The organism is Rhodococcus wratislaviensis (assembly GCF_900455735.1).
In the GTDB taxonomy this organism is placed as follows: Bacteria; Actinomycetota; Actinomycetes; order Mycobacteriales; family Mycobacteriaceae; genus Rhodococcus_F; species Rhodococcus_F wratislaviensis.
Window position 1 is genome coordinate 827,869 of sequence record NZ_UAUI01000001.1, and the last position, 22,179, is coordinate 850,047.

Below are 22,179 nucleotides of genomic sequence, written 5' to 3' on the forward strand. Positions count from 1 at the left end.
AATCTTCCAGGAGGGCCCCTCGGCACGAAGCCCATTTGTCACCGACCCTATGAAGTGATGGACATCACGTCTTGGCTGTTTGCGCGCACCTGCTTTCATCAGGCGCACCGTATTCGGCATGGAGATGCGCGCTGTGCGCGCTCTTCGAATCCCGTGCGCATAGGGCCAAGTTTCGCCGTGTCATGACTTCTACCGTCGTTGGTGACGAAGGAGTAGCACACCGTGAAATCATCACAACAAATCGTCCTGGCGCAGCGCCCCCGCGGGCACGTGAGCGTGGAGGACTTCCGCGTGGAGGACGTCGCTCTGCCTGGACTCAAGGCTGGCGACGTCGCACTCGAGACCCTCTTCATCTCGATCGATCCGGCCATCAGGGGCTGGCTCGACGACCGACCGAGTTATCTTCCGCCAGTTGCACTCGGAGAGCCAGTTCGCGCTTTCGGTCTGGCCCGCGTGACCGCCTCACGCAACAGCAACTTCACCGTAGGCGACATCGTTCGTGGCTTCGTCGGCTGGCAACGGCACCAGGTCGTCAGCTCGCCCGGCACTGACTGGGACCGGATCGCATCACGCGAGGAAGTTCCCTTGGAGCACTACCTTGGCGTCCTCGGGATGACGGGCCTGACCGCGTGGGCCGGAGTGTGCGACATCCTGCGGCCGGCACCAGGTCACACCGTCTTGGTCTCCGGCGCCTCTGGCGCAGTCGGAAGCGTGGCCGTCCAGCTCGCGAAGCAGACGGGCGCACAGGTTGTCGGCGTCGCGGGCGGCGCCGAGAAGTGCGCGATGGTGGCCCGACTGGGCGCCGACGCCATCGTCGACCGCAAGGCCCCTGATTGGAAGAACCAGCTCGAGGCGGCAACACCGAACGGCATCGACCGCCTCTTCGAAAACTCCGGGGGCCCAATGTTCGACGCATCCATCGCCCGGCTGAACAACCACGCCCACATCGCGTTATGTGGCCTGATCGACGGCTACAACCTGACCGAACGGCCCTCCGGCCCAGACAATTTCGGACAGCTTCTCACCAAGCGAATCCTCACACAAGGATTCGTCGTGCTCGACTACATGGACCGCGCAGCAGAAGTTGAAGCCACGCTCGGCGAACTCCTCAGTTCCGGACAGTTGGAGGCCGTGCAATCGGTATTGCCCGGATTCGAGCAGCTGCCGGCCGCCTTCGTGGACTCGTTCTCCAACGGTCAACCAGGCAAGATCATCATCGACCTAACTGAGTAGCCAGCTCCGAAGCCGCCTCAGTCGGAGGTCATATCCCGTCACCGCGCGGCCGGGATGCAGCCTCCGACGCATGCAACGGGTATCCGACCCCTACTGCAGGTCCTCGCCAACTCCGGCCACTGGGACCACTCCGCCCCGTCGGCACGCCCCTCGATTTGCACAGGGTGCTCACCGAGCCCGCCCGACGCGCTCACAATCTCCTGGGCCCGGCAAACTATGGGGGTATGCACGGAGACGAATCCGCCGCCCGCCGGCACCTCTACACCCGCGACGGCCGCCCCGACGGCATCATCACCCGCGCCGACGGCACCATCGCGTACGGGCCGATCTGAAACTGGATCACCGACGTCTGGGCCCACATCGCCCGCCACCGGCTCCCGGTGAATCCCGTCTATGCCAGGCCCTCCCAGCTCGGTGTCCCCGAATAGCAGCACCGCCTCTCCCACCTCATCGACGGTGGCCACCTCGACTGCGGCCGGCTGACCTGGCTCCGCCGGGGTTGGCCCACCCTCTTCGAGCAACTCGTCGATGTACTCCCCCGCATCCGACAACTGAGCTAGGAAATGTCGCCGAGGGATGTCCGAGAACCCGCGCGCGGCTTCGTCCCCGCAGTGAACGCGCGGCTTCGTCCCCGCAGTGAAACGGCCCACAATGGGCCGCACCGCACCAAAGGAGAACATGATGGCCAAGTACCTGCTGCTCAAGCATTACCGTGGCGCGCCGGCATCGGTCAACGACGTACCGATGGACCAGTGGACGCCGGAGGAGATCTCGGCCCACGTGCAGTACATGAACGACTTCGCCGCCCGGCTGGAGCCCGCCTCCGATCGTCGGAAGGCGAAGACTTCCGCATCCCTACCACCGCGGTCGACCAGGTCCTCGACGAACTCAACAGCCACAACGATCGCTATCTGATCCAGCCATGACTCCGGTCCGAGCACGCCCGGGACGGGCTAGGAAGCGACCACCGGGCGTCCGGGTGAATCCGGGGGCCATCATCCCGGAACGCATCGTCGACACCCGGAATGACACCCCCGGTGACGTACACGCCACCCGGTACGGTCTTCTGACAATCGCGATCGATGCAACGGAAGCAACGGTGTAGGACAGTGGTGCAAACGTAGCAAGGAGTGCTCATGTCAACACACCGATCGATCTCTCCCCGGCGACACCATAAGCTCGCCGGCTACCGGCTGCGCCGCGACGCCGTGACCGGCCGCTACACCCGCGCCGGCGACCGCCCGCAGGGCACGCCATCGCCGGACGAACGGCACCGTTTGTTGGACCTGTCGACCCTCGAACTGATCGACGTCGTCGCCTCCGAACTCGCCGCCCGCCCCGAGATGCACCTGGTCCGCAATCAGGTCACCGCGCTGCTAGCGATGGCACCGACCCTGACCGACCGCACCCAGGCCGTCCGGATCGGCGCCGACCTCGTCGACGACGCCATCGCCCAGGCCGAAATCGAGCAGGCCGCCCGCCGGCACATCCTCGACCACCCGATGCTCACCGCCAGCCAGGTCGCCGCCGTCCTGCACCGGCCCGCATCAGATCGCACCTTCGCCTCGAGGCTCCGCACCACTGGCAAGGTCGTCGCCCTGCCCGTCGGCAACAGCTACCGGTACCCGGCGTTCCAGTTCGACGAGGCCACCGCCTCGGTCCGCGACACCGTCGCCGCCGTCAACACGGCCCTCGGCGCGGCCGCCGACCCCTGGGGGGTGGCGTCGTGGTGGCTGACCCCCTCCACCCGCCTACCCGAGGGGCAGACCCCGGCCGACCTCGCCGCCGACCCCGACCCCGCAGCCAGCAAGAAACTCGAGCGGCTCGCCGCCGCGGTGCTGCCCGACTGATGCCGAACATCGAACCACCGGCCGCAGGGTTACTCCGGCCGGCGCATAAGACCGTGCTCACCGCCGGAACAGTGGTGTGGTGGGTGCACAGCAGCCACCGCGCCCCGCACTCCCCCAACCCGACCGCGCAACAGGACGAGCTCGCCGGTGGCCGGTTCGACTCCCTCGGGCCGCAGCTACGCCTACCTCTACATCGCCGACAGCCCGGACGGGGCGATCGCCGAAACCATCTGCCGGGACCTGCCCTTGGACCCTTCGATCGCGAGGATCGTTCCTGCGTCCGCCGTGGCCGGCCGCACCCTGACCGCCCTCACCGTCACCCGAACCCTCACCACCGCCGCACTCCACGGCCCGCACCTCTCAGCGGTCGGCCAAGACCTCCAGGTCCACCCGGTGATTGCTTGCGGTCCTTCGGTTTCCGGTCCGAAGAACGGGTGATCCCGGCATCGCTGTAACCCCAGTCGAGCAGATCCTGACGGGTGCACCAGTCGTCACGCGGATCGGCGACTGTGATGAAGTGCTCGGCGGTCCCGCCGAGCACGTTGGTCCGACGAGTCGGCGGCACAGGATGGGCACACGAATGGAAAACTCGATACCCCTCCGCAAAACCCGCGGCACGTGCACTACACCGAGGCCACCACACGTGCCTTGCGTACGCAGACGAGATGCCAGATGCGACACCGCCAGTGCACACTGAACTCAGCTACCGGCACGGATCGGTGCTGCTCATCGGCATCGGCGAAGACGGTGTAGGAGGCCCGGATGTTTCACCGGGGTGACCGCGTCGTCACCGAATCCCCCCTCCTCGATGAGGGTCTGCTCGTTGAGCCCGAGGCTGGCCGCCGCCCGTGGATGGAGTTTCTCGCGTCCACACCGGGACGGTTGTCCGTGCTGGGGATCGCGCTCGTTGCCGCGGTGCTCGCCGCGGGCGTGATCACCTCGGCTGCGGTCGCAGCCCGACAACAGCGCGTCGAGACCCTCCGCATCCACACCGAACCGCTGGCGAACGCCGCACAGAACCTCTACAGCGCGTTGTCGATCGCCGACGCCGACGCCACCACGTCCTTCCTCTCCAGTGGCTCCGACACGACCGCCGTCCGGCAGCAGTACACCCAGGCGATCGGCGAGGCGTCGACTGCGCTGGTCACCGCGGCCAACGGCGTCTCGTCACAGGACACCGAATCCCTGTCGCTGCTGTCGGACATCGTGCGCAATCTCACCGAATACTCCAACCTCGTCGCGACCGCGCAGGCCAACGACCGGGGCGGCAACCCGGTCGCGGTGGCGTACCTGTCCGACGCCTCCACCCTCATGCAGGACACCATCCTCCCGATGGCCGAACGGCTCTACGTCCACCAATCCCAGGCGGTCACCGACACCCAGACCCACATTGCCCAACTCCCCGCAACAGCCCTCACCGTGATCGCGGTCGTCCTCCTCGCCCTCACCCTCGCCCAGCTGTACCTGCGGCGGAAGAACAAACGCCGATTCAACCCCGGCCTGGCCGCCGCCACCGTGCTGATGACCGGTCTACTGGTCTGGCTGGCCGCGGCGAGCGTGGTCTCGTCGACGGCGAGCGACCGCGCGAGACTCGACGGGACCGAACCTCTCGATGGTGTCGCCCGCGCTCGCATCCTGGCGCAGCAGGCCCGCGCCGACGAAACCCTCGCGATAGTGCAACGCGGATCGGACACCCGGTTCGCCGTCGACTACGCCCGGCGCACGGAGGCGCTCACAAAAGAACTCGGCCGGCAGCTGGCCGACTCGCACGGCCATGCTGCCACGGACCAGATCGGCAACGCCGTGACCACCCTCGACGGGTGGCGTGCCGCCCATCAGGACATCGACGCTGCCCTCGAACGCGGTGACTACCCCGCCGCCGCGGCAATCGCCGTCGGATCCGACCCTGCGGCGTCGATGGCATGGTTCGCCGCGCTCGACCAATCCCTGCGCGGCGCGATCGACCGGCTTCGAGACGACGAGGTCGACGCGGTGACGGATGCGTATCGGTCGATGTCGATGCTGACCGCCGGTAGCATTGTTTTCGGTGTTCTCGGCGGATTCGCCGTCGGCGGGGGTATCTGGCCGAGACTGAACGAGTACCACTGATGACCCGGATGACGCTTTCCACCCCACCCACGCGCTCGGCCACCCGGCACCGCATCACCATCGGTGTCTCGGCCATCGCCGCCACCGTCCTGACCGCATGCGCGGCACCCGACCCGCTCAGTCCGATCACCGTCGGCACCTACACCCGACCGATGTCCGGCGGTGCACAGATCATCGAACCCCTGGGCACCGCGTCTGCGGAACCACCCCCACCCGAATCGTGCGGTGCCCTGGCCAGTTTGCGTCCCGGCCCACAACCGACACCCGGGCAGATGCCGCTCGGCGGCTCGCTCGCCGAGATCGCCGCCCGCGGACGGTTGATCGTCGGTATCGATCAGAACACCAATCTGCTCAGCTTCCGAGACCCGGACACCGGCACCCTGCAGGGTTTCGACGTCGACATCGCCCGCGAGATCGCCCACGACATCTTCGGCGATCCGGCGAAGATCGAATTCCGGCTGCTCACCTCCGCCGGCAGGTTCACCGCACTCGAGAACAACGACGTCGACGTCGTCGTCCACTCCACCTCCATCACCTGCGAACGCGCACAACGGATCGGGTTCTCCACCGAATACCTGCGCAGCTACCAGCGCCTGCTGGTCCCGAAAGGATCCGACATCACCGGACCGGCGGACCTCGCCGGAAAACGGGTCTGCAGCTTCATCGCCACCACCTCGCTTGCCACCGTCCAACGGGTCGCGCCGCAGGCTACGATCATCGCCGTCCCCGACTGGGACGACTGTCTCGTCACCCTGCAAAAAGCGCAAGCCGACGCCGCCAGCACCTCCGACACACTACTGGCCGGATTCACCGCCCAGGACCCGGAACTGCAGATCGTCGGGCCACCACTCGAAACCGAACACGCCGGAATAGGAGTCAACAAGGACCGGGGCGACCTGGTGCAGTTCGTCAACGGCACCCTCGACCGTATCCGCGCCGACGGCACCTGGATGCGCATCTACAATCGGTGGCTGGCCACCGGGCTCGGACCGGTCGCGGGCCCACCCCCGGCCATCTACCGCGACTGAGAAGACACGCCAGTTGAACCAAGTGTCCGTCGCTGACACAGAATTGCAGTCCGCGCCCGAGCCTCCCGCGCCACTGAAAACGGGAACGGTCCGCATAACAGTTGTGTGGTCCCTTCCGGGGACGCCCGCGCATGCGGGAAAATCGGGTGCGGTCGCTCGCCGAGGTCGATCTTTTCTTGGCGCCGGTGAGCCCGAATAACAGTTTGATCCGGGGAGCCGATCGTGGGGCTGCGCATTGTTGCCACGAGCACGAGGGTCCGACTCTTACCTTTCCCTGTTCGGCTCCCGCGGGCGACCGTGTTCATGCAATCGGTTCGGTGGGAAGGAGTTTCGTCATGGATGAGGTCGACGATGTCGAATTGCTCGTGGAGCGGGTCGCGGCGCTGGATCTCGGCAAAGCCGTTCTTGAGGCGTGTGTGCGGGTGCCGCACCCGCAGCGGCTCGGTAGGCGAATGCAGGAGCTGCGCGGTTACGGCACGACCACCGCACAGCTGCTGGCGATGGTGGCCTGGTTGCGGCACTGGCACGTGCAGCGGGTGGTGATGGAATCCACCAGCACCTACTGGAAGGGCGTGTACTACCTTCTCGAAGCCGAGGGCTTCGATTGCTGGCTGGTCAACGCCCGCGAGGTGAAGAACGTGCCGGGCAGGGCGAAGACCGACCGGGCCGACGCGGTATGGCTGGCGAAGGTGGCCGAACGTGGCATGTGCCGGCCATCGCTGGTGCAGCCGCCCGAGATCCGCCGGCTACGTGACCTCACCCGCTACCGCCGTGCCCTGGTGCAGGACCGCACCCGCGAGCAGCAACGGGTCGAGAAGCTGCTCGAGGATGCCCAGATCAAGATCTCGTCGGTGCTCTCGGACCTGCACGGCGCATCCGGACGGTCGATGATGCACGCCCTCATCGCCGGAGAGCGCGATCCGCGGACACTGGCCCGACTGGCCAAGAGCGGTGCGCGGAAGAAGACCGACCAGCTCGAAGAGGCGCTGCGCGGATTCTTCACCGACCACCACGCGACGATTCTGACGATGATGCTCGACAACAGTGACCGGATCGGCGACCAGATCGCCGCACTCGACGCGCTGATCGAGGACGCGATCAGCCCTTTCTCCCGACAGGCAACCCGCCTCGCTGACATCGTCGGCGTGAACACCGTTGCCGCCGCCGAGTTGATCGCCGAGACCGGGGTCGACATGACCCGATTCCCGTCCGCCGCACATCTGGTGTCGTGGGCGAAGTTCTGCCCGCAGACCCACCAGTCGGCCGGCAAGTCCACGAGCAAGGGCCGCGGCAAGGGCAACCCCTGGCTGGCCGGAACCCTTGGGCGCATCGCGTTCGCCAACTCCCGCGCCGACACCTTCCTCGGCACCCGCTATCGGCGCCTCGCGCGCCGCCGCGGCAAGCAGAAGGCGATCGTCGCCACCGGCAACTCGATACTCACCGTCATCTACCACCTGCTCTCCGACCCAGACGCCAAATTCTGCGACCTCGGGCCCGGATACTACGAATCCCGGATCAACAAACACCGCCGCGCCCGCGACCTCGCCACCCAACTCCAGACACTCACCGGCCAGCACATCGCCATCCGCGACGGCAAAGCCGTCATCACCGACACCGTCGCCTGACCCCAAACTTCTTGCGGCAGAACACCATAACCCGGCTCCGCCCGGTGCCTTCGGCCTGCCCACTCACCATCCTATTTTCGGGTCAGTCGAGCCCGGCCAGGACATCATTGCTCTGCCGGCAGCGGCGGGATGCCGTGAGGACTCGTGAACGCGGCCTGCTGACCGTATTCGGTGACCGCACGATGTCGGTCAGATAGGCCCAGATTCTCATGGCGTTCGTCGGTTCAGCACCGGCTGAGGCTATCGCGAACCGTCCGACGTCGACGCCGATGTCACCGCTGTCGATCTCGGCGGTGAATGCCTCGACGGCGGCCGGTTTGGTTGTTCGATTATGTCGCTCTTGAACTGACGGGCTTACAGAGGAAGGGCCCAGACACGCCGACAACAACTCACGGTGGAGATCCCTCAGCGCCGCATGATTCCGCAGGATGATGTCTTCATCCTCAACGCTGTTGCTCCGACCCAACTCCTTGCCGTCGTACATCAGGAAGATGTAGGTGTCCTCCTCCTCAGCCCATTGCTGGAGCTCGGCCAGAAGATGCTCATAGGTACCGGTTGGGTTCGCCCCTTTCTTCGCGACAGTCATCACGCGGATTCCCGCGCCCGGGATTGCGAGGGTCATGTCGCGGTAAATGGTGTTGCGCTGATGCTTCGGAACCCTGCGAACGGGCTCTTCTCCCGGAGCCGAGAGAGTACCCGCGGCCGGCCATGAGATTCACTGCGTGCAGCTCTGTCTTCTTCGCGATCTGAAACCGCTCCTGGATGCTCTTTCGGGCGAGCAGCCAGCGGCTGAGCAGCGGCGACCATTCCCGATCCGGAATCAGCAGCGCTGTATAGGTGACTCCAGCATTGGAGTCACCTGAGTCGTCTACGTAGCAGAGGTGCACGATCTCGTAGCCTACTGAGCGTTCGAGCTGGGAAACGTCAGGCGCGGCACGGCAGGAGGGAATGCATCTCGGTCATGCCCACCACAACAGACCCATGCTGCCCAGCCAGTAGATCCACTGGTAGATATCCGGATGGATGAAGTAGTTCCAGTCCATCGCACACCCCTTCCGCAAGTTTCGGATCGGGACGGTGGATGTACACGTCGTCACCTAGGGTGCGCGACGGGCGCGAGACCGTCAGCGGGTTCTGTCCCGGTGCCCATGCCTGTAATGACGTACTCCTGGTCCTCCCGACCTGCATCAACTATCGCTGACCGTGGGAGCGCCGTTACCAGCGAAGCGGCAACACAGGCCGCTGAAATCGCGAGGGCAGCAAGCTAACCAGTCTGGTTTAGGAGGCGAAACGGGCTCAACGGCGTTTTGCGGTCACCAGGGTCCGTTTTGGCCAACCCTATACCGGCTAGACCAAGCTGTTCAGCGCGCCACCGACCACTGCTCGGCCTTTGATTACGGGACGCTGTTGCAGGTCACTCGGAAGTTTGTGAAATCGCCGTTGGCAAAGGTGTAGTGAAACAGGGATCGCTCGGTCAGCTGAGTGCCGTCGGAGAACGACCATTTGATCAGTAGCTGACTAGAGTTGGATTCGGCTGGGCCGCTGGTGAGCCCCCCACCGCTGGCTCCGGTTGCGGTAACGGTGGGCAAGCCCGGATCGACGGGAGTCCCTGTCACCAGCACCGTGAACCGGAAGTTGAGGCGCTGAACGCCTGCACTCGTGTCGACAGTGCGCACCGAGAAGTTAAAAGTCTCGGTGAGGTTGTACAGCGGCCCATCCGAGCAGTACGAGGCGGGTCCGACACGGTCGGAGGTATCAGTGAAGGTGTCTTCGGTGACCGCCGCCGGCTCTGCCTGTGCAGGTAGGGCAGCTGCGGCGCTGGGCAGGAGAATAAGGGCTGCCATGGGGAGCGAACGAGCAAGGATGCGAAGGGAACTGCGGATGCCAAGATCAGACTTCATGGTGCCTCCTTGGGCGCAAGAGAATCCGCGACGATCTTCCCACTGCACCGGACTAGTTGGGGCCGGAATCTTCCTCCGGTAAGGGAGAATTCACGGAATGAAGGGCGGCTCTCCTAGCGCCTACGGCGAAGAGCTGATCGCATCCCAGCCACGGTGGCCGGGATGGTGCAAGCGGGCCTCGGGGTGAGCATCGTCCCCGCGCTCGCACTGCGCCACTTCGACAGCAAATGGCTCGTCGCACGGAAACTCGCCTGGCCAGGACTCGAGCGGGTGATCTATCTCGTGCAACGCCGGGATCGGTCGCTCTCGTTTGCGACCGACGCGTTCCGCGACTGGGTGGCCGAGCACCGACCGGACGGGTCGGGGCTCGACGTCGCGGATGTAAGTCTCGCCTCTGACGGGACGCAGTCTGCCGCGGCGCCGGGCCCGCAATAGTAGCTTCGCCCTCCCCGATCGGCGGTCGTCTCCAGGATGGAGATGTTGGCGGCGATGCTCGCGCACTCAGCCGGTGGGCAAATCCAACTCTTCGGCGACTTCGAGGAACTGCCGCAGCGCGATGTTGGGATTGTCGGAACGGTAGGCGGCGGCCACCTCCAGGTACCGGGGTTCCCCCGCGACCTCCCGCAGTTCGACACCGGGCACGCGGAAGGCGGTGGCGCGGCCGGCCGGCATCGGTGCGATACCGACGCCGGCCGCGACGGCGTGCAGAACCTGCTCGTCGTCGGCTTCGTTGCGGACCACGTTCGGCGGCCGGTGCGGCCACAGTTGCCGCACGATGGCGTCGTGCATGCCGGGACCGTTGATCCGTGGCCAGAAGACCACGGGTTCATCCGCGAGTTCTGCCGGGTCGATCCGGCTGTCCGCGGTGAACCGGTGATCTGCCGGTACCGCGACGAGCAACGCCTCCTGGTCCAATATTTTTACTGCCAAACCTGATTCGTAAATCGGTGGCCGGACGATGGCCACGTCGATGTCGCCGGCGGCCGCGAGTTCGATGTTCCTGGCGGTGAAGCCGCGGTGCTCGATGATCGTGGTGCCCGGATACCGAACCCGGAACCGCTCGACCGCGCGGGCGATGTTCCCGCCCGCCCACGAACGAGTGTGTGCGATCCGGAGTTCGCCGCCTGTCCCCGCGGCGGCCGCGCGGATCCTGCCGACCGATCGCTCCACGAGCGTGAGCAGCACCTCGGTCTCGGCGACGGCGACCTCGCCGGCGGCGGTGAGGGCGAACCGCGGCCCGGCGCGATCGAGCAGTTCCACTCCGAGTTCGTGCTCGAACAGCTTGACCTGACGACTCAACGCCGACTGCGCAACATGGAGCTCCTCGGCCGCCCGAGTAAAGCTCATTTGTTTCGCCACGGTAACAAAATAGTGGGCGCGTTGCAGGTTCATCCAGCGATTATATCGATATGAGATTGGAGGATCGACTCTAGGACTTGGACAGGACGACCCGCCAGAGGCAAGGCTTGACGCCAAGTAACTACCAGTGACGCCAGTCACTCTCCCACCACACGTGGGTGGCCATCAGCCCCCACCGACCGATCCGAGGGTTCGACGTGACAAAACCGCTCAGCGCTCCAGAGCAGAGGGACGAGCAGCTCCCCCCCGCTGACCCGTCAGCATCTACAGGTATGTGTACGAAGCAGCGAATACTGAACACCGTCGCGATAGGAAGTCTTGTCCTGTCGCTTGTGCTCGGCACAGTCGTCGACGGAGCGACCCTGTGGGGCCTGCTCCCGATCGGCATCTACGGCGCCCTGGCGATTTTCGGCATGGACGTCATGGTCGCGACCGTGGTGTCCGTTGCGTCGGCGATGCTGATCCTGCTCCCCGCGCCCACCGGGGCCGCCGACATTCTCGGTGAATCGATCGGCGATCAGGTGACGATGATCGGTCTGATCATCATGCTCGGAGCCGGCCTCGCCGAGGTCATGCGCGTGACCGGGGTGGCCGGTCAGATCGTGCGGTCGGTCATGAGAGTGGCCGGTGACAAGAGTCAGCTCGCGTTCATCCTGGGCACGATGGTCTCGTGCCTGATCCTCGTGGCCGCGCTCGGCACCCTCGCCGGAGCTCTCGCGGTCGCCGCACCGCTGCTGCTGCCGATGGCCGCGAAGAAGGGCTTCACCCGGTCGGCGACGGCGTCGATGATCTTCATCGGAGGCTGCGCCGGGTTGGCGATCGCCCCGTTCGCCGGGTCCAACGTTGCCATCATGAGCGCCGCGGAGGTCGGCTACCTGCAGTACCTGCTGGTCGGCGGCGGTCCACTGGCGGTTCTGTCGCTGGTGATGGGCCTGGTCGTCGTGCCGTGGATGCAGCGCAGGACCTGCCATGACGACGACTTCTACAACGAACACGACCTGGGCCTCGACGAAGAGGACGCACCGCACCAACGTCGCGCCACCGCAGTGTTTCTGGTGGGACTGCTCACCTCCATCGTGTACGCGGCCGTCACCTCGGCCGGTATCACCTTTCCCCTGCTCGCCCTACCCGTCATCGCCATCCTCACCGGCCTCGCCGGCGGACTGACAGCGGAGGAAACCGGCAAGGCCATCTACCGGGGCGCGGGCGCACTTATCCACATCTTCCTGCTGTTCTGGTTGCTCGCCGTGATGTTCGTGACGATCGACCTCATCGATCCGTTCAGCATCGTTGTCGCCTCCTACGGAGACTCGTTCCAGAACCTGGGCCCGTTCCCGTTCGCCATTGCGATCGCCCTGTTCGGCTGGGTTGGTGTTCCCGGCGCCGCCGCGGCCGAGGTCGTCCTGCTGAACCAGATCTTCGGAGACATGGCCGCAACGATCGGTGTCAGTGTGAGCTCCTGGATCATCGTGCTGCTGTGGGCCTCGAAGGCCGATACCTACGGTCCGTTCCCGAACGCGAACATGATGGGTGCGATGGGTCTGTCCCGATCGTTCAGCCTCAAGAACATGCTGATCACCGGATGGGCCCTGCTGATCCCGGCGAGCGTCATGTACACGATCATCATGTTCATCGAGACCCGATAGGAAGCAACGAACATGTCCTACGACATCGTCATCAGCGGCGGACTCGTCATCGACGGCACCGGGACGCCGGCACGCCGAGCCGACCTCGCCGTGGTCTCCGACAGAATCGTCGAAATCGGCGCAGGCACCTACCCGGCTCGGACCGTCATCGACGCCACAGGATGCGTCGTGACACCGGGATTCATCGACCTGCACTCCCACGCCGACTTCAGCGTCCCCCTCGACCCGGCGGCACCGACCCAGCTCGCCCAGGGCGTTACCACGATCATCACCGGAAACTGTGGCCACTCACCTTTCCCGATCCGAAACCAGGAGCAGGCACGGCGTTCCATCGGATTCCGAGGCGAGATGCCCTTGAGCTGGAACTGGTCGGACGCGGCCGGATTCGGTGCCGAGGTGATGTCCGCGAAGCCCGCCGTCAACGTGGGCCTCCAACTCGGCCACAACCCCCTGCGTGTCGCGGTGATGGGTGAGGACGACCGCCCGCCGACACCGGCCGAACTCGACGAGATGTGTGCAATCATCACCGACTCGGCCCAGCAGCCGGGTGTCGTCGGCTTCTCCACCGGCCTGATCTACATGCCGGGACTGTTCGCCGACACCAGCGAACTCTTCACCCTGGTCCGGGCGGCGGCCGCTGCCGACCTGCTCTACTCCACCCACGTGCGCAACGAGACGTCGGAACTCGTTGCGGCGGTGGAAGAAGCGATCACCGTCGCCGAGCAGGCCGGCGCCCGGCTCGAGATCTCCCACCTGAAAGCGATGGGACAGGAGAACTGGGGATCGGTTCGCCACGCGCTCGACGTGATCGACGCGGCGCGCGACCGCGGTGTAAATGTCACCACCGATGTCTACCCCTACACCGCCTCCAGCACCGATCTGGCCACGCGGCTGCCGCAATGGGCCCTCGACGGGGGACGGCCCGCACTGCTCGAACACCTCGCAGACCCGAAGCAACGCCTCCGCCTCGCCGAGGCCCTGCGGGCCCGGTTCGGCCGGGACGTCGACCCGGACGGCGTCGTCATCGCCGACCTTCTCCCCGGCGACTTCGACCGCTACATCGGATGGTCGATCTCCAAGATCGGGCAGGACCGCGGCACCGATGCGGCGGAGGCAGCCCTCGACCTGCTGGCCGCGAACAAGGGCGCGGTCCCCATGATCAATCACGCGATGAGCGACGACGATGTGTGCACCGTTCTCGCCCATCCCTGGGTGTCGGTGGCCAGCGACGGCTGGATGCTCGCCGCGTCGGGTGAGGGCCGTCCCCATCCCCGCAGTTTCGGAACCTTCGCGCGGGTGTTGCACCGCTACGTCCGCGAGGGCGGGGTCCTGACCATCGAGGAGGCGGTCCGGAAGATGACCTCGCTGCCCGCCTCCCGGATCGGAGTCGGCGACCGCGGCGTCCTCCGTCCCGGTGCCATCGCCGATGTGGCGGTACTCGATCCCGACGCCGTCACCGACACCTCCACGTTCACCGATCCGTGGCAGTTGGCACAGGGTGTTCGATCCGTCCTCGTCAACGGCACTCCAGCCATTCTCGACGGTGAATTCACCGGACGCCACGCCGGACGGCTCGTAGAAAAGAGGAAACCCGCATGACCTCCACGACCCTGTCCATCGTCAGCGAGCTGGCCGAGATCGTCGGCCCGGCCAACGTTCTCACCGATCCGGACGTCACGGCCGGGTACGTCACCGACTGGACCGGGCACTGGAGCGGACACACCGAAGCGGTGGTCCGCCCGGGCTCGACGGCGGAGGTATCCGCCGTCCTCACCGCCTGCCACCGACACGGACTCCGGGTCGTCCCCCAGGGCGGGAACACCGGCCTCGTCGGAGGTTCCATTCCGATGGACGGCGAGATCGTCCTGAGTACCCGGCGGCTCACCACGATCGAGCGGGTGGATGTGGTCGATCGCACCCTCGCCGCCGGTGCCGGCGTGATCGTGGCACAAGCACAGGAGGCAGCGCGGCAACACGGCCTGGACCTGGGTGTCGATCTCGCCTCCCGTGATTCGGCCACCCTGGGCGGAATCGTCTCCACCAACGCCGGCGGAATCCGGATGATCAAGAACGGAAACACCCGAAGGCAACTCCTCGGGATCGAGGCAGTTCTGTCCGACGGGCGCGTCGTAACCCGCTGGAAGGAACTGGTCAAGGACAACGTCGGCTACGACCTCCCCGGCCTGCTGGCCGGCGCCGAGGGAACCCTCGCCGTGATCACCCGCGTCCTGATGCGGCTCGTCATCCCCGCACCACGGACACAGGTCTCTCTCGTGGCCGTGACCACCGTCTCGGACGCACTGCAGCTCGTCGACCGCCTCGAGCGGGCGGGACTGACCCTCGAAGCCGCCGAGTTGATGACACGGCCCGGTATCGACCTGGTCCGTCGCCACCACGATCTGCGCGCCCCGCTGGATGTCGACTCGCCGTTCCTGCTCCTGGCCGAGGTGTCGGGTCAGCGTGACACCCAGGCCCTGCTCCTCGACGTCCTCGAGCAGGCCGGCGAATCGGTGCTCGACGCCGCAGTCGAGGAAGGGCCCGCACCCAAGCTGTGGCGATACCGAGAGAGCCACACCGAATCCATCAGCGCCGAGTCCTCCACCCCGCCGGTCAAGCTCGACCTCTCGACTCCCCTCCGTGAGGTCGAGCAGTTCCTCACCACCTTGACCCCCGCTCTGGCGGAGAACTTCCCGGACGTCCGGGCGATCTGCTTCGGCCATGTCGGCGACGGCAACCTGCACGTCAACCTGCTCGACGTCAAGGAAACTGAGCGTGAGCGCGTGACCGATTTCGTCCTCCGCCACGTGACACAGCACGGCGGAAGCATCAGTGCCGAACACGGCGTCGGCCGCGCTAAGGCCCCCTGGCTCGCACTCGGACGATCGCCCGAGGACATCAACCTGATGAAGTCGATACGCGCCGCGATCGACCCGGCCGGGCTGCTCAACCCCCACATCCTGCCCATCCGCTGAACACAGAACACACAATCCGCCGCGCTGCGAACGCTTTGCAGCGCCATGACTGCACAAGGTGACCTCACACATGTCGAACACCACTGTCCACACCGGCCGATGGAGCGAGCAGCTCGCAATTCTGGGCATCGAACTCCCGCCGGTGGCGATCCCCGCCGCGGCCTACCTTCCCGCCACCCGAAGCGGACGATACGTGTACACCTCTGGCCAACTCCCACTGGTTGACGGTCGCACGACCGCCACCGGCAAACTCGGCAAGGACGTCACGGTCGACGAGGCAGCCGCGGCCGCTCGCCTCTGCGCCGTCAACGGACTGGCGGCCGTCAATGCTCTCGTCGGTCTCGACCGCATCGTGAAGGTGGTCAAGGTCGTAGGATTCGTCGCCTCCGCAGACGGATTCTCACAGCAACCCCAAGTCATCAATGGAGCCTCCGACCTTCTGATCGAGGTCTTCGGCGAGGCCGGCAGGCATGCTCGCTCCGCGGTCGGTGTCGCCGAACTCCCCCGCGGCTCCGCCGTCGAGGTCGAGTTCATTTTCGAGCTCGACGGCGAGTCCTGAGCACTAGCTCACACAGCATGGCCCGCTCACAACAGCGGCCAACCCGGTGTCTAGAGATCCCCGACACCTTCTCCCGAAGTCGGCATCCCATGACGGGCCAGCCGACTCGGTGACCCCACCCCCACCGGTCGGCATGGCACTGACATCGATCATCCTTCGATCTACCGCCTACCGGTGGGGCGACGGAGCGCCCTACGCCCTCAGAGCGCCGCTCATCGAAACTTCCTTGCTCGGAGCACTTCACACCCGTCAGCTGCGGAAAGTCGAATGCCCGGCTTGGGACGAGGGCCTGTCCTAAGTCCGATCAGAGGTGAAGATCCCGTGACCACCCGTCAATATCGCCAATGGCGCCAGAGGCGCCGCGCCGGTTGGATGGAAGCCACACGCAACCGGATCCATCCCGACATCGAGGCCGAGCGCCTCATAGGTTTCGCCAGCATGTGGGCGCCGTATGGGGGCGAGGTGTGGCTGCAGCCCAACGCAAACGCGACCGCGTCGTCCCGCCAATATGCGATCAGGTCGGTGGGTTCGGCCACGAGTGTGTCGTGCTGCCAGACGCGGTACCGCGGGAGCATGGTGCGGATGTCGACTGTGCAGTTGTCGTAGGTCAGTTCCGGGTTGCCTGGAGCTGTCCGTGCGAGGAGTGGGCAGACCTCGGGGTTGCGGCGGCAGTATTCCGCGAAGTCGTCGGCGGCGGCGGACGGTACGACGAGGAGATTGGCCTGCTGGTAGTCGTCGAGGATGCCGGCCGTCGGTGCGGTCCACTCCCCTGCTGCGACGAGTCGGCGCAGGTCCCGCGGATGAGCTGGTACCGGCACCGTCATTGCAGTGCCTCCTTCGACGATTCGCGCACGGTGCGAAGTGTGATCAGGGCGAGGACGGCGGCGCCCATCAGCAGGAATCCGGGAGCCAGGAGGTTGTCGGTGCGGGAGATGAGGTAGGTGGCCAGGTATGGGGTGAGACCACCGCCGATGATGGTTCCGATGTTGAAGGCGATCGACAGCCCGGTGTAGCGGACTCGGGTGGGGAACAGTTCGGCGTAGGTCGGGTAGGTCACCGATTGCACGATCGGCATCGGCAGTGCGAGCACCACCATCGCACCGACCGCGAGGGCGAAGCTGCCCTTGTCCATCACGATCATGGTGGGTAGCACCAAGATCGCGTAGCCGAGGAATCCGATCGTGATGACCTTCTTGCGGCCGACCCGGTCGGAGAGTCCGCCGAAGAAGGGCATCAGGGTGGCGACAAAGAAGCTGATGGCGCCCATGATCCAGAAGGTGTTCGACTTCGGGTACCCGAGGTAGGTGGTCAGGTAGATGTTCATGAAAATCAGGCCGACCCAGTAACCGGCGTTGGATCCGATCGAGAGGTAGATGACCTTGAATACTGCGGCGGTGTGTTCGGTGAGAACCTCGACGAGCGGGGACTTCGCGGGAGCGTGCTGCTGGGTTGCGGCGACGAAGGCGTGCGAGTCTTCGAGTTTGCTGCGCGCAACCAACGTGACGGCGATCAGGGGCAGTGCCAGAAGAAACGGTATGCGCCAACCGAAGTCGCGGAGTTGATCGTCGGTAAGTGCTGTGGTGGTGATGCCTGCTACCAGAGCAGCGGTTCCTCCTCCGAGGGCGACGCCGACCGGGGTGAAGGCGCCGAAGAAGCCGCGGCGGCCGACCGGGGCGGACTCTGACAGGTAGGTCGCCGATCCTGTGACTTCACCGCCGGCGAAGAAGCCCTGCGCCAGTCGTACGAGAAGCAGTGCGATGGGGGCGGCGATGCCGATCGAACCGGCGGTGGGTAGGAGGCCGACCGCCGCGGTCGCCGTTCCCATGCCGACGATGGTGGTGACGAGTACCGGTTTGCGTCCGATCCGGTCGCCGAGGCGTCCGAGGACGATGCCACCGAGCGGTCGCATGATGAAGGCGCTACCGAAAACTGCCAGGGTGGCGAGGAGTGAGGCCGTCGGGTTGTCGTTGGGAAAGAACAGCGGGCCGATGATGACGGCGAGATAGCCGTACACGCCGAACTCGTAGTACTCGACGGCAGTGCCGGCCGCGGCGGCGACCGCCGCCCGGCGAGGTTGCATACGAGGTGGCGCGGGTACGTGATCGCCCGTGTGGGGCATGGAGGCAGGTACGGTGGTCATGGCGACTCCAACGAAGAGGTGACTGAGGTGCTGCGGGGAGGACCCTCGATCGAGGGTCGGAGAACGTGGCACCGCGGCGCTGGGGTGCCGAAGTGGTCATCGGCAGGATGGCCGTCCTGCCGATGACCGTGTTCGCGGGTTCAGACCGCGAACAGCTGGTTCAAGTCAGCGAATGCCTTGAACTCGAGCGCGTTTCCCGCGGGGTCGAGGAAGAACATGGTCCACTGTTCGCCCGGTTCGCCCTCGAATCGGACGTAGGGTTCGATCACGAACTTCGTGCCGACGGAGGTGAGCTTGTCGGCGAGGACCTTGAACTCGTCGACCGATAGAACCAGGCCGAAGTGGGGCACCGGGACGTCGTGGCCGTCGACCGGGTTGGTCCCGGCGACCCCGTCGCGGGGTGTCGTGCTGGGTCCGTCGCCGACCTGATGGGTGACGACCTGGTGCCCCCGGAAGTTCCAGTCGATCCATTTGGTATCGGACCGTCCTTCGCTGAAACCGAGCACGCCGCCGTAGAAGTTGCGGGCGGCGTCGATGTCGTCGACGGGGATGGCGAGGTGGAACGGAACGAGGGTGGTCAGCTGGGCGGTCATGGGTGTCTTCCTTCTTTCTATTTTTTGAACTCGGGACGGGGGTCGGACTTGCCGGTGTGGGTCAGTGATCTTCGTTTCGGAGCGGTGTGAATCGGATCCGGGTGCCGGGCGCTGCCTGAGCCAGGAGGTCGACATCGCGTTCGGTGACCACCCCGATGACCGGGTATCCGCCGGTCACGGGATGGTCGGCGAGGAACACGATCGGTTCACCGGAGGGTGGGATCTGGATTGCTCCGAGGGCCATGCCCTCGGACGGGAGATCCACCGACCCGATGCTCAGGGGTGGACCTGTCAGCCGCGCGCCGACGCGGTCGCAGTCCGCGCTCACGGTCCAGGGTGTGGCGGTCAGTGCTGCCCGATCTCGTGCGGTGAAGATGGTTTCGCGTGGACCCCAGCGGAAGGATACTTCGACTGCTCCGACGGGAAGGCGCGGCGGCGTCAGTTCGAGCGGAACATTATGGGGCGGTATGTGAATTGCTGATCCAAGCGTGAACTCCGACCCGGTTCGTACTCTCGCGGGGCCGAGTCCGGACAGGCAGTCGGTTGCCGCGGAGCCGAACACTTTTTCCGTCTCGATTCCACCTTCGACCGCAAGGTACGCACGCAGCCCTGTGACAGGCCGGCCCAGGGTCAGAACCTGCCCTGCCCGCAGAAGTGTCCGCCGCCCTTCGGTCGGGGCGCGGCCGTCGATGTGGATGTCGACGGTGGCGCCGGTGACAGCAACGTACCGATCGGTGGACACCGTGATTGCGAGCCCACCGAACGTGTTCTCGAACGCGGTTGCGCCGTCCGCATTGCCGACGAGGCGGTTCGCCAGCGTAAGACTCGTGCGGTCAGCGGCACCGGACACGGTGACCCCGAGGTGGGCGAATCCGGGCCGGCCCAGATCCTGAAGCGTCGTGCTCAGACCCGCGTCGAGAACGGTCACCCGTGCGGGATCCACTGTGTCTGAGAGGAGACGGACAGGGTCGGCGAGCGTGGTCGTCATCTATTCCACCGCCTCGAAGCGCACCCGGTCCCCCACGGACAGTCGGCTGGGAGTTGCCGCGTTGATGTCCCACAGCACCTCGGATGTCGATCCGATCAGGTGCCACCCGCCCGGGGTTCCACCCGGATAGACGACGGTCTGCGTGCCCGCGATCGCGACGAGGCCGGCCCCGACGCGAGGGCGCGGCGAGGTTCGCCGGGCCAACTTGAGCAACTCGGGCAGACCGTCGATATACGCGAAACCCGGTGCGAAGCCGAAAAAGCCGACGCGATGCACGGCGGAGGTGTGCGCCTCGACAACTGCCTCCACGGTCATCCCCAGCGTGCTAGCCACCTCCGCGAGGTCGTCCCCGTCGTATCGCACCGGAATGACCAGCGGTGCCCGCTCGGGGGATGCAGCCGATGCTTCGGTATCGGTCGTTGCAAGCAGATTGCGAACGTTGTCGGCGAGAAGTCCCATATCGGACGATGTATGGGCGCGGAACATGATGGAGCGCGCGGCGGGAACGACGTCCTCCACCAGTGCCGACCACGTCTGCGCCCGCGCGGCGGCGGCGAGTGCGGCGATGCGGTCTGGGGCGATGTCGACGATCCAGGCGCGATCGCCGGCCCGGAGAAGGTTGCTGGCCTCAGCCATGGCGCCCACCACCGATCGGAACCAGCGTCTGGCCATTCTGCTCGAGCATCGACCGGGTCTGCCGAGCAATGTCGACCGCACCCGGGGTGTCACTGTGGATACACATCGCAATCGTCGCGGCATCGTCTGGAACCACCGTGACGGACCGGGCAGCTACCGAGTCGACCGACCCGGTCTCGACCATGTGCACGGCGCGTGTCGCAGCCTCCGAGGGGTCGACGATGAGCGCATCCGGATGCGACCGCGGCACGAGCAGACCGTCATCGGTGTACGACCGATCGATGAAAACCTCGGCATGCGGCGTTAATCCGGCATCGAGGGCTGTTTTCCACAGCACCGTGTCGTATTGGCAGAGAACGGGAAGTCCCGCATCGAGCAGTCCGATCGCTTCCACGATCGCGCTTGCCTGTCCCTGATGCCGTGCAGCGGTGTTGTAGAGCGCGCCGTGCGCCTTGACGTAAGACACGAATGTCCCGGCGATCCGGGCGAAAGCCTGCAGGGCACCGATCTGGTAGACGATGTCGTTGACCAGGGTAAGTGTGGGGACATCGATGAAGCGACGACCGAAACCGACCAGATCTCGATACGACACCTGCGCACCCACCGAAACGCCGCGTGCAGCAGCCATTTCACAGGTTCGGCGCAGGATGTCGGGATCGCCCGCGTGGAACCCGCATGCGATGTTCGCGGCGGTGACCTGGTCCATCAGTGGCGCCTCGTCGCCGACCCCCCACACCCCGAATCCCTCGCCGATATCGGTATTGATCGAGACCGTCCGAGAGCCCATCAGGTGCGCTCCGCCCAGTAGGTACGCATGTCCTCGGCCGAGTTTTCCCACGCGCGGTGCAGACCGGTCTGCCCGCCGTCGATGTGCAAGACGATCTGGCGCGCCAGTTCTTCGGAGTTGCCGTCGGCGAGGGCTTGGACCATGGCCTTGTGCTCGTCCTGCACCCGGTCGTAGGCACACGTCCCGTGAACGTAGTAGCGGGAATACGGCTCGAGCCGGTGATACATCTGCGCGATGATCTCGTAGCGCATCGGCAGGCGCGACAGCCGGTACATGTCAAGGTGGAACACCAGATTCGTGCGCGACCACACATCGGCCCCGGTCTCGGCCACCTGATCCATCTGTTCGGCCATCGCCTCGAATCGGCTGATGTCTCTCCGTGACACCCGCTCGGTGACGTGCTCGGCGAAGCTCGGCTCGACGAGGCGGCGAAGGTCGTAGATTTCGTCGATCTCATCGAGATCGAGCGCGGTGACGAACGTGCCGCGACCGGGGACCGATCGCAGCAGACCCTCCCCCGCAAGGGTTCGGATAGCCTCGCGCAGCGGGATCCGGGACACTCCGAACCGATCGGCCAGTTCCTCCTGCACCAGTCGATGCCCAGGGGGGTAAATGCCCTCGACGATCGAGGTCCGGAGCCGGGACGTCAGGTCCCCTTCTGGAGACCCGAACTCTTGTGATGTAGGCGACATATTCACTGTATACACTGGATCCAACAGTGCCGTCCAGCCCTGCAGAGCCAAAACGCACGTT

General features: G+C 65.6%; 21 protein-coding genes and 1 pseudogene. 12 read left to right on the top strand and 10 right to left on the bottom strand.

Annotated features, from left to right (window positions below):
* Positions 1 to 222 precede the first annotated feature (222 nt).
* From DTA22_RS03760 to DTA22_RS03795, 7 genes and pseudogenes are all read left to right on the top strand, one after another.
* On the top strand, positions 223 to 1,233 hold the full coding sequence (locus tag DTA22_RS03760) for an NADP-dependent oxidoreductase (RefSeq protein ID WP_112298526.1): 1,011 nt from the start codon (positions 223 to 225) through the stop codon (positions 1,231 to 1,233).
* A gap of 681 nt (positions 1,234 to 1,914) precedes the next feature.
* Positions 1,915 to 2,049, top strand: a pseudogene (locus DTA22_RS37245) (YciI family protein); the annotation flags it as partial.
* A 320-nt stretch (positions 2,050 to 2,369) separates the two neighbouring features.
* Complete coding sequence (locus DTA22_RS03775) at positions 2,370 to 3,083, top strand: hypothetical protein (RefSeq protein WP_112298528.1); 714 nt, start codon at positions 2,370 to 2,372, stop codon at positions 3,081 to 3,083.
* Between the two features lie 147 nt (positions 3,084 to 3,230).
* On the top strand, positions 3,231 to 3,521 hold the full coding sequence (locus tag DTA22_RS03780; protein ID WP_052033632.1) for a hypothetical protein: 291 nt from the start codon (positions 3,231 to 3,233) through the stop codon (positions 3,519 to 3,521).
* A 324-nt stretch (positions 3,522 to 3,845) separates the two neighbouring features.
* Entirely contained in the window at positions 3,846 to 5,192 is a 1,347-nt protein-coding gene (locus DTA22_RS03785; RefSeq protein WP_037241010.1) for a hypothetical protein, read from the top strand.
* Positions 5,192 to 6,220, top strand: a complete 1,029-nt coding sequence (locus DTA22_RS03790) for a glutamate ABC transporter substrate-binding protein (RefSeq protein ID WP_037241007.1) — start codon at positions 5,192 to 5,194, stop codon at positions 6,218 to 6,220. Before DTA22_RS03785 ends, DTA22_RS03790 begins: the two co-directional genes overlap by 1 nt.
* Positions 6,221 to 6,555: 335 nt before the next feature.
* Positions 6,556 to 7,845 carry an IS110 family RNA-guided transposase gene (locus tag DTA22_RS03795; protein ID WP_037245972.1) on the top strand — a complete coding sequence of 430 codons (1,290 nt, stop codon included), beginning with the start codon at positions 6,556 to 6,558 and terminating at the stop codon, positions 7,843 to 7,845.
* 82 nt (positions 7,846 to 7,927) lie between these two features.
* On the opposite strand, the gene DTA22_RS03800 is transcribed toward DTA22_RS03795, so the two are convergent.
* Both DTA22_RS03800 and DTA22_RS03805 read right to left on the bottom strand, forming a co-directional pair.
* Positions 7,928 to 8,467: a hypothetical protein gene (locus DTA22_RS03800; protein WP_112298529.1), complete on the bottom strand. Its 540-nt coding sequence runs from the start codon at positions 8,465 to 8,467 to the stop codon at positions 7,928 to 7,930.
* Between the two features lie 772 nt (positions 8,468 to 9,239).
* Positions 9,240 to 9,746: a hypothetical protein gene (locus DTA22_RS03805; protein WP_037241331.1), complete on the bottom strand. Its 507-nt coding sequence runs from the start codon at positions 9,744 to 9,746 to the stop codon at positions 9,240 to 9,242.
* A 153-nt stretch (positions 9,747 to 9,899) separates the two neighbouring features.
* On the opposite strand from DTA22_RS03805, the gene DTA22_RS03810 reads away from it, so the two are divergent.
* Positions 9,900 to 10,181: a LysR substrate-binding domain-containing protein gene (locus DTA22_RS03810; protein ID WP_255221753.1), complete on the top strand. Its 282-nt coding sequence runs from the start codon at positions 9,900 to 9,902 to the stop codon at positions 10,179 to 10,181.
* Positions 10,182 to 10,247: 66 nt separating this feature from the next.
* Here DTA22_RS03810 and DTA22_RS03815 read toward each other — a convergent pair whose 3' ends face one another.
* Positions 10,248 to 11,138, bottom strand: coding sequence for a LysR family transcriptional regulator (locus DTA22_RS03815; RefSeq protein WP_037241336.1), 891 nt, complete (start codon positions 11,136 to 11,138; stop codon positions 10,248 to 10,250).
* A gap of 299 nt (positions 11,139 to 11,437) precedes the next feature.
* On the opposite strand from DTA22_RS03815, the gene DTA22_RS03820 reads away from it, so the two are divergent.
* The 4 genes from DTA22_RS03820 (at position 11,438) to DTA22_RS03835 (ending at position 16,282) form a co-directional block, all read left to right on the top strand.
* The gene (locus DTA22_RS03820; protein ID WP_245973479.1) at positions 11,438 to 12,751 is read left to right on the top strand and encodes a Na+/H+ antiporter NhaC family protein; all 1,314 of its coding nucleotides are present in this window, start codon (positions 11,438 to 11,440) and stop codon (positions 12,749 to 12,751) included.
* Positions 12,752 to 12,763: 12 nt separating this feature from the next.
* Entirely contained in the window at positions 12,764 to 14,350 is a 1,587-nt protein-coding gene (locus DTA22_RS03825; RefSeq protein ID WP_112298530.1) for an N-acyl-D-amino-acid deacylase family protein, read from the top strand.
* A complete protein-coding gene (locus tag DTA22_RS03830; RefSeq protein ID WP_037241342.1) occupies positions 14,347 to 15,723 on the top strand; it encodes an FAD-binding oxidoreductase in 1,377 nt (458 codons plus the stop codon). Before DTA22_RS03825 ends, DTA22_RS03830 begins: the two co-directional genes overlap by 4 nt.
* Before the next feature lie 70 nt (positions 15,724 to 15,793).
* Positions 15,794 to 16,282: a RidA family protein gene (locus tag DTA22_RS03835; RefSeq protein WP_037241344.1), complete on the top strand. Its 489-nt coding sequence runs from the start codon at positions 15,794 to 15,796 to the stop codon at positions 16,280 to 16,282.
* Positions 16,283 to 16,614: 332 nt separating this feature from the next.
* On the opposite strand, the gene DTA22_RS03840 is transcribed toward DTA22_RS03835, so the two are convergent.
* The 7 genes from DTA22_RS03840 to DTA22_RS03870 form a co-directional block, all read right to left on the bottom strand.
* Positions 16,615 to 17,106: a putative hydro-lyase gene (locus DTA22_RS03840; protein ID WP_112298531.1), complete on the bottom strand. Its 492-nt coding sequence runs from the start codon at positions 17,104 to 17,106 to the stop codon at positions 16,615 to 16,617.
* A complete protein-coding gene (locus DTA22_RS03845; RefSeq protein ID WP_112298532.1) occupies positions 17,103 to 18,422 on the bottom strand; it encodes an MFS transporter in 1,320 nt (439 codons plus the stop codon). Before DTA22_RS03845 ends, DTA22_RS03840 begins: the two co-directional genes overlap by 4 nt.
* 140 nt (positions 18,423 to 18,562) lie before the next feature.
* Positions 18,563 to 19,015 (bottom strand): VOC family protein, encoded by a 453-nt coding sequence (locus tag DTA22_RS03850; protein WP_112298533.1) that lies wholly within the window; start codon positions 19,013 to 19,015, stop codon positions 18,563 to 18,565.
* 61 nt (positions 19,016 to 19,076) lie between these two features.
* On the bottom strand, positions 19,077 to 20,003 hold the full coding sequence (locus DTA22_RS03855) for a 5-oxoprolinase subunit C family protein (RefSeq protein WP_112298534.1): 927 nt from the start codon (positions 20,001 to 20,003) through the stop codon (positions 19,077 to 19,079).
* Positions 20,004 to 20,639 carry a 5-oxoprolinase subunit B family protein gene (locus tag DTA22_RS03860; RefSeq protein WP_112298873.1) on the bottom strand — a complete coding sequence of 212 codons (636 nt, stop codon included), beginning with the start codon at positions 20,637 to 20,639 and terminating at the stop codon, positions 20,004 to 20,006. It abuts the gene before it with no gap.
* Positions 20,632 to 21,426 (bottom strand): LamB/YcsF family protein, encoded by a 795-nt coding sequence (locus DTA22_RS03865; protein ID WP_112298535.1) that lies wholly within the window; start codon positions 21,424 to 21,426, stop codon positions 20,632 to 20,634. Before DTA22_RS03865 ends, DTA22_RS03860 begins: the two co-directional genes overlap by 8 nt.
* A complete protein-coding gene (locus DTA22_RS03870) occupies positions 21,426 to 22,118 on the bottom strand; it encodes a GntR family transcriptional regulator (protein WP_112298536.1) in 693 nt (230 codons plus the stop codon). Before DTA22_RS03870 ends, DTA22_RS03865 begins: the two co-directional genes overlap by 1 nt.
* Positions 22,119 to 22,179: the final 61 nt, after the last annotated feature.

What these genes read in the sequence shown, in the direction of transcription:
- DTA22_RS03825 (WP_112298530.1), top strand. Translation starts at nt 12,764, where the DNA reads ATGTCCTACGACATCGTCATCAGCGGCGGACTCGTCATCGACGGCACC.
- DTA22_RS03845 (WP_112298532.1), bottom strand. Translation starts at nt 18,422, where the DNA reads ATGACCACCGTACCTGCCTCCATGCCCCACACGGGCGATCACGTACCC.
- DTA22_RS03870 (WP_112298536.1), bottom strand. Translation starts at nt 22,118, where the DNA reads ATGTCGCCTACATCACAAGAGTTCGGGTCTCCAGAAGGGGACCTGACG.
- DTA22_RS03830 (WP_037241342.1), top strand. Translation starts at nt 14,347, where the DNA reads ATGACCTCCACGACCCTGTCCATCGTCAGCGAGCTGGCCGAGATCGTC.
- DTA22_RS03800 (WP_112298529.1), bottom strand. Translation starts at nt 8,467, where the DNA reads ATGACCCTCGCAATCCCGGGCGCGGGAATCCGCGTGATGACTGTCGCG.
- DTA22_RS03815 (WP_037241336.1), bottom strand. Translation starts at nt 11,138, where the DNA reads ATGAACCTGCAACGCGCCCACTATTTTGTTACCGTGGCGAAACAAATG.
- DTA22_RS03790 (WP_037241007.1), top strand. Translation starts at nt 5,192, where the DNA reads ATGACCCGGATGACGCTTTCCACCCCACCCACGCGCTCGGCCACCCGG.
- DTA22_RS03805 (WP_037241331.1), bottom strand. Translation starts at nt 9,746, where the DNA reads ATGAAGTCTGATCTTGGCATCCGCAGTTCCCTTCGCATCCTTGCTCGT.
- DTA22_RS03855 (WP_112298534.1), bottom strand. Translation starts at nt 20,003, where the DNA reads ATGACGACCACGCTCGCCGACCCTGTCCGTCTCCTCTCAGACACAGTG.
- DTA22_RS03865 (WP_112298535.1), bottom strand. Translation starts at nt 21,426, where the DNA reads ATGGGCTCTCGGACGGTCTCGATCAATACCGATATCGGCGAGGGATTC.
- DTA22_RS03835 (WP_037241344.1), top strand. Translation starts at nt 15,794, where the DNA reads ATGTCGAACACCACTGTCCACACCGGCCGATGGAGCGAGCAGCTCGCA.
- DTA22_RS03840 (WP_112298531.1), bottom strand. Translation starts at nt 17,106, where the DNA reads ATGACGGTGCCGGTACCAGCTCATCCGCGGGACCTGCGCCGACTCGTC.
- DTA22_RS03775 (WP_112298528.1), top strand. Translation starts at nt 2,370, where the DNA reads ATGTCAACACACCGATCGATCTCTCCCCGGCGACACCATAAGCTCGCC.
- DTA22_RS03850 (WP_112298533.1), bottom strand. Translation starts at nt 19,015, where the DNA reads ATGACCGCCCAGCTGACCACCCTCGTTCCGTTCCACCTCGCCATCCCC.
- DTA22_RS03795 (WP_037245972.1), top strand. Translation starts at nt 6,556, where the DNA reads ATGGATGAGGTCGACGATGTCGAATTGCTCGTGGAGCGGGTCGCGGCG.
- DTA22_RS03785 (WP_037241010.1), top strand. Translation starts at nt 3,846, where the DNA reads ATGTTTCACCGGGGTGACCGCGTCGTCACCGAATCCCCCCTCCTCGAT.
- DTA22_RS03860 (WP_112298873.1), bottom strand. Translation starts at nt 20,639, where the DNA reads ATGGCTGAGGCCAGCAACCTTCTCCGGGCCGGCGATCGCGCCTGGATC.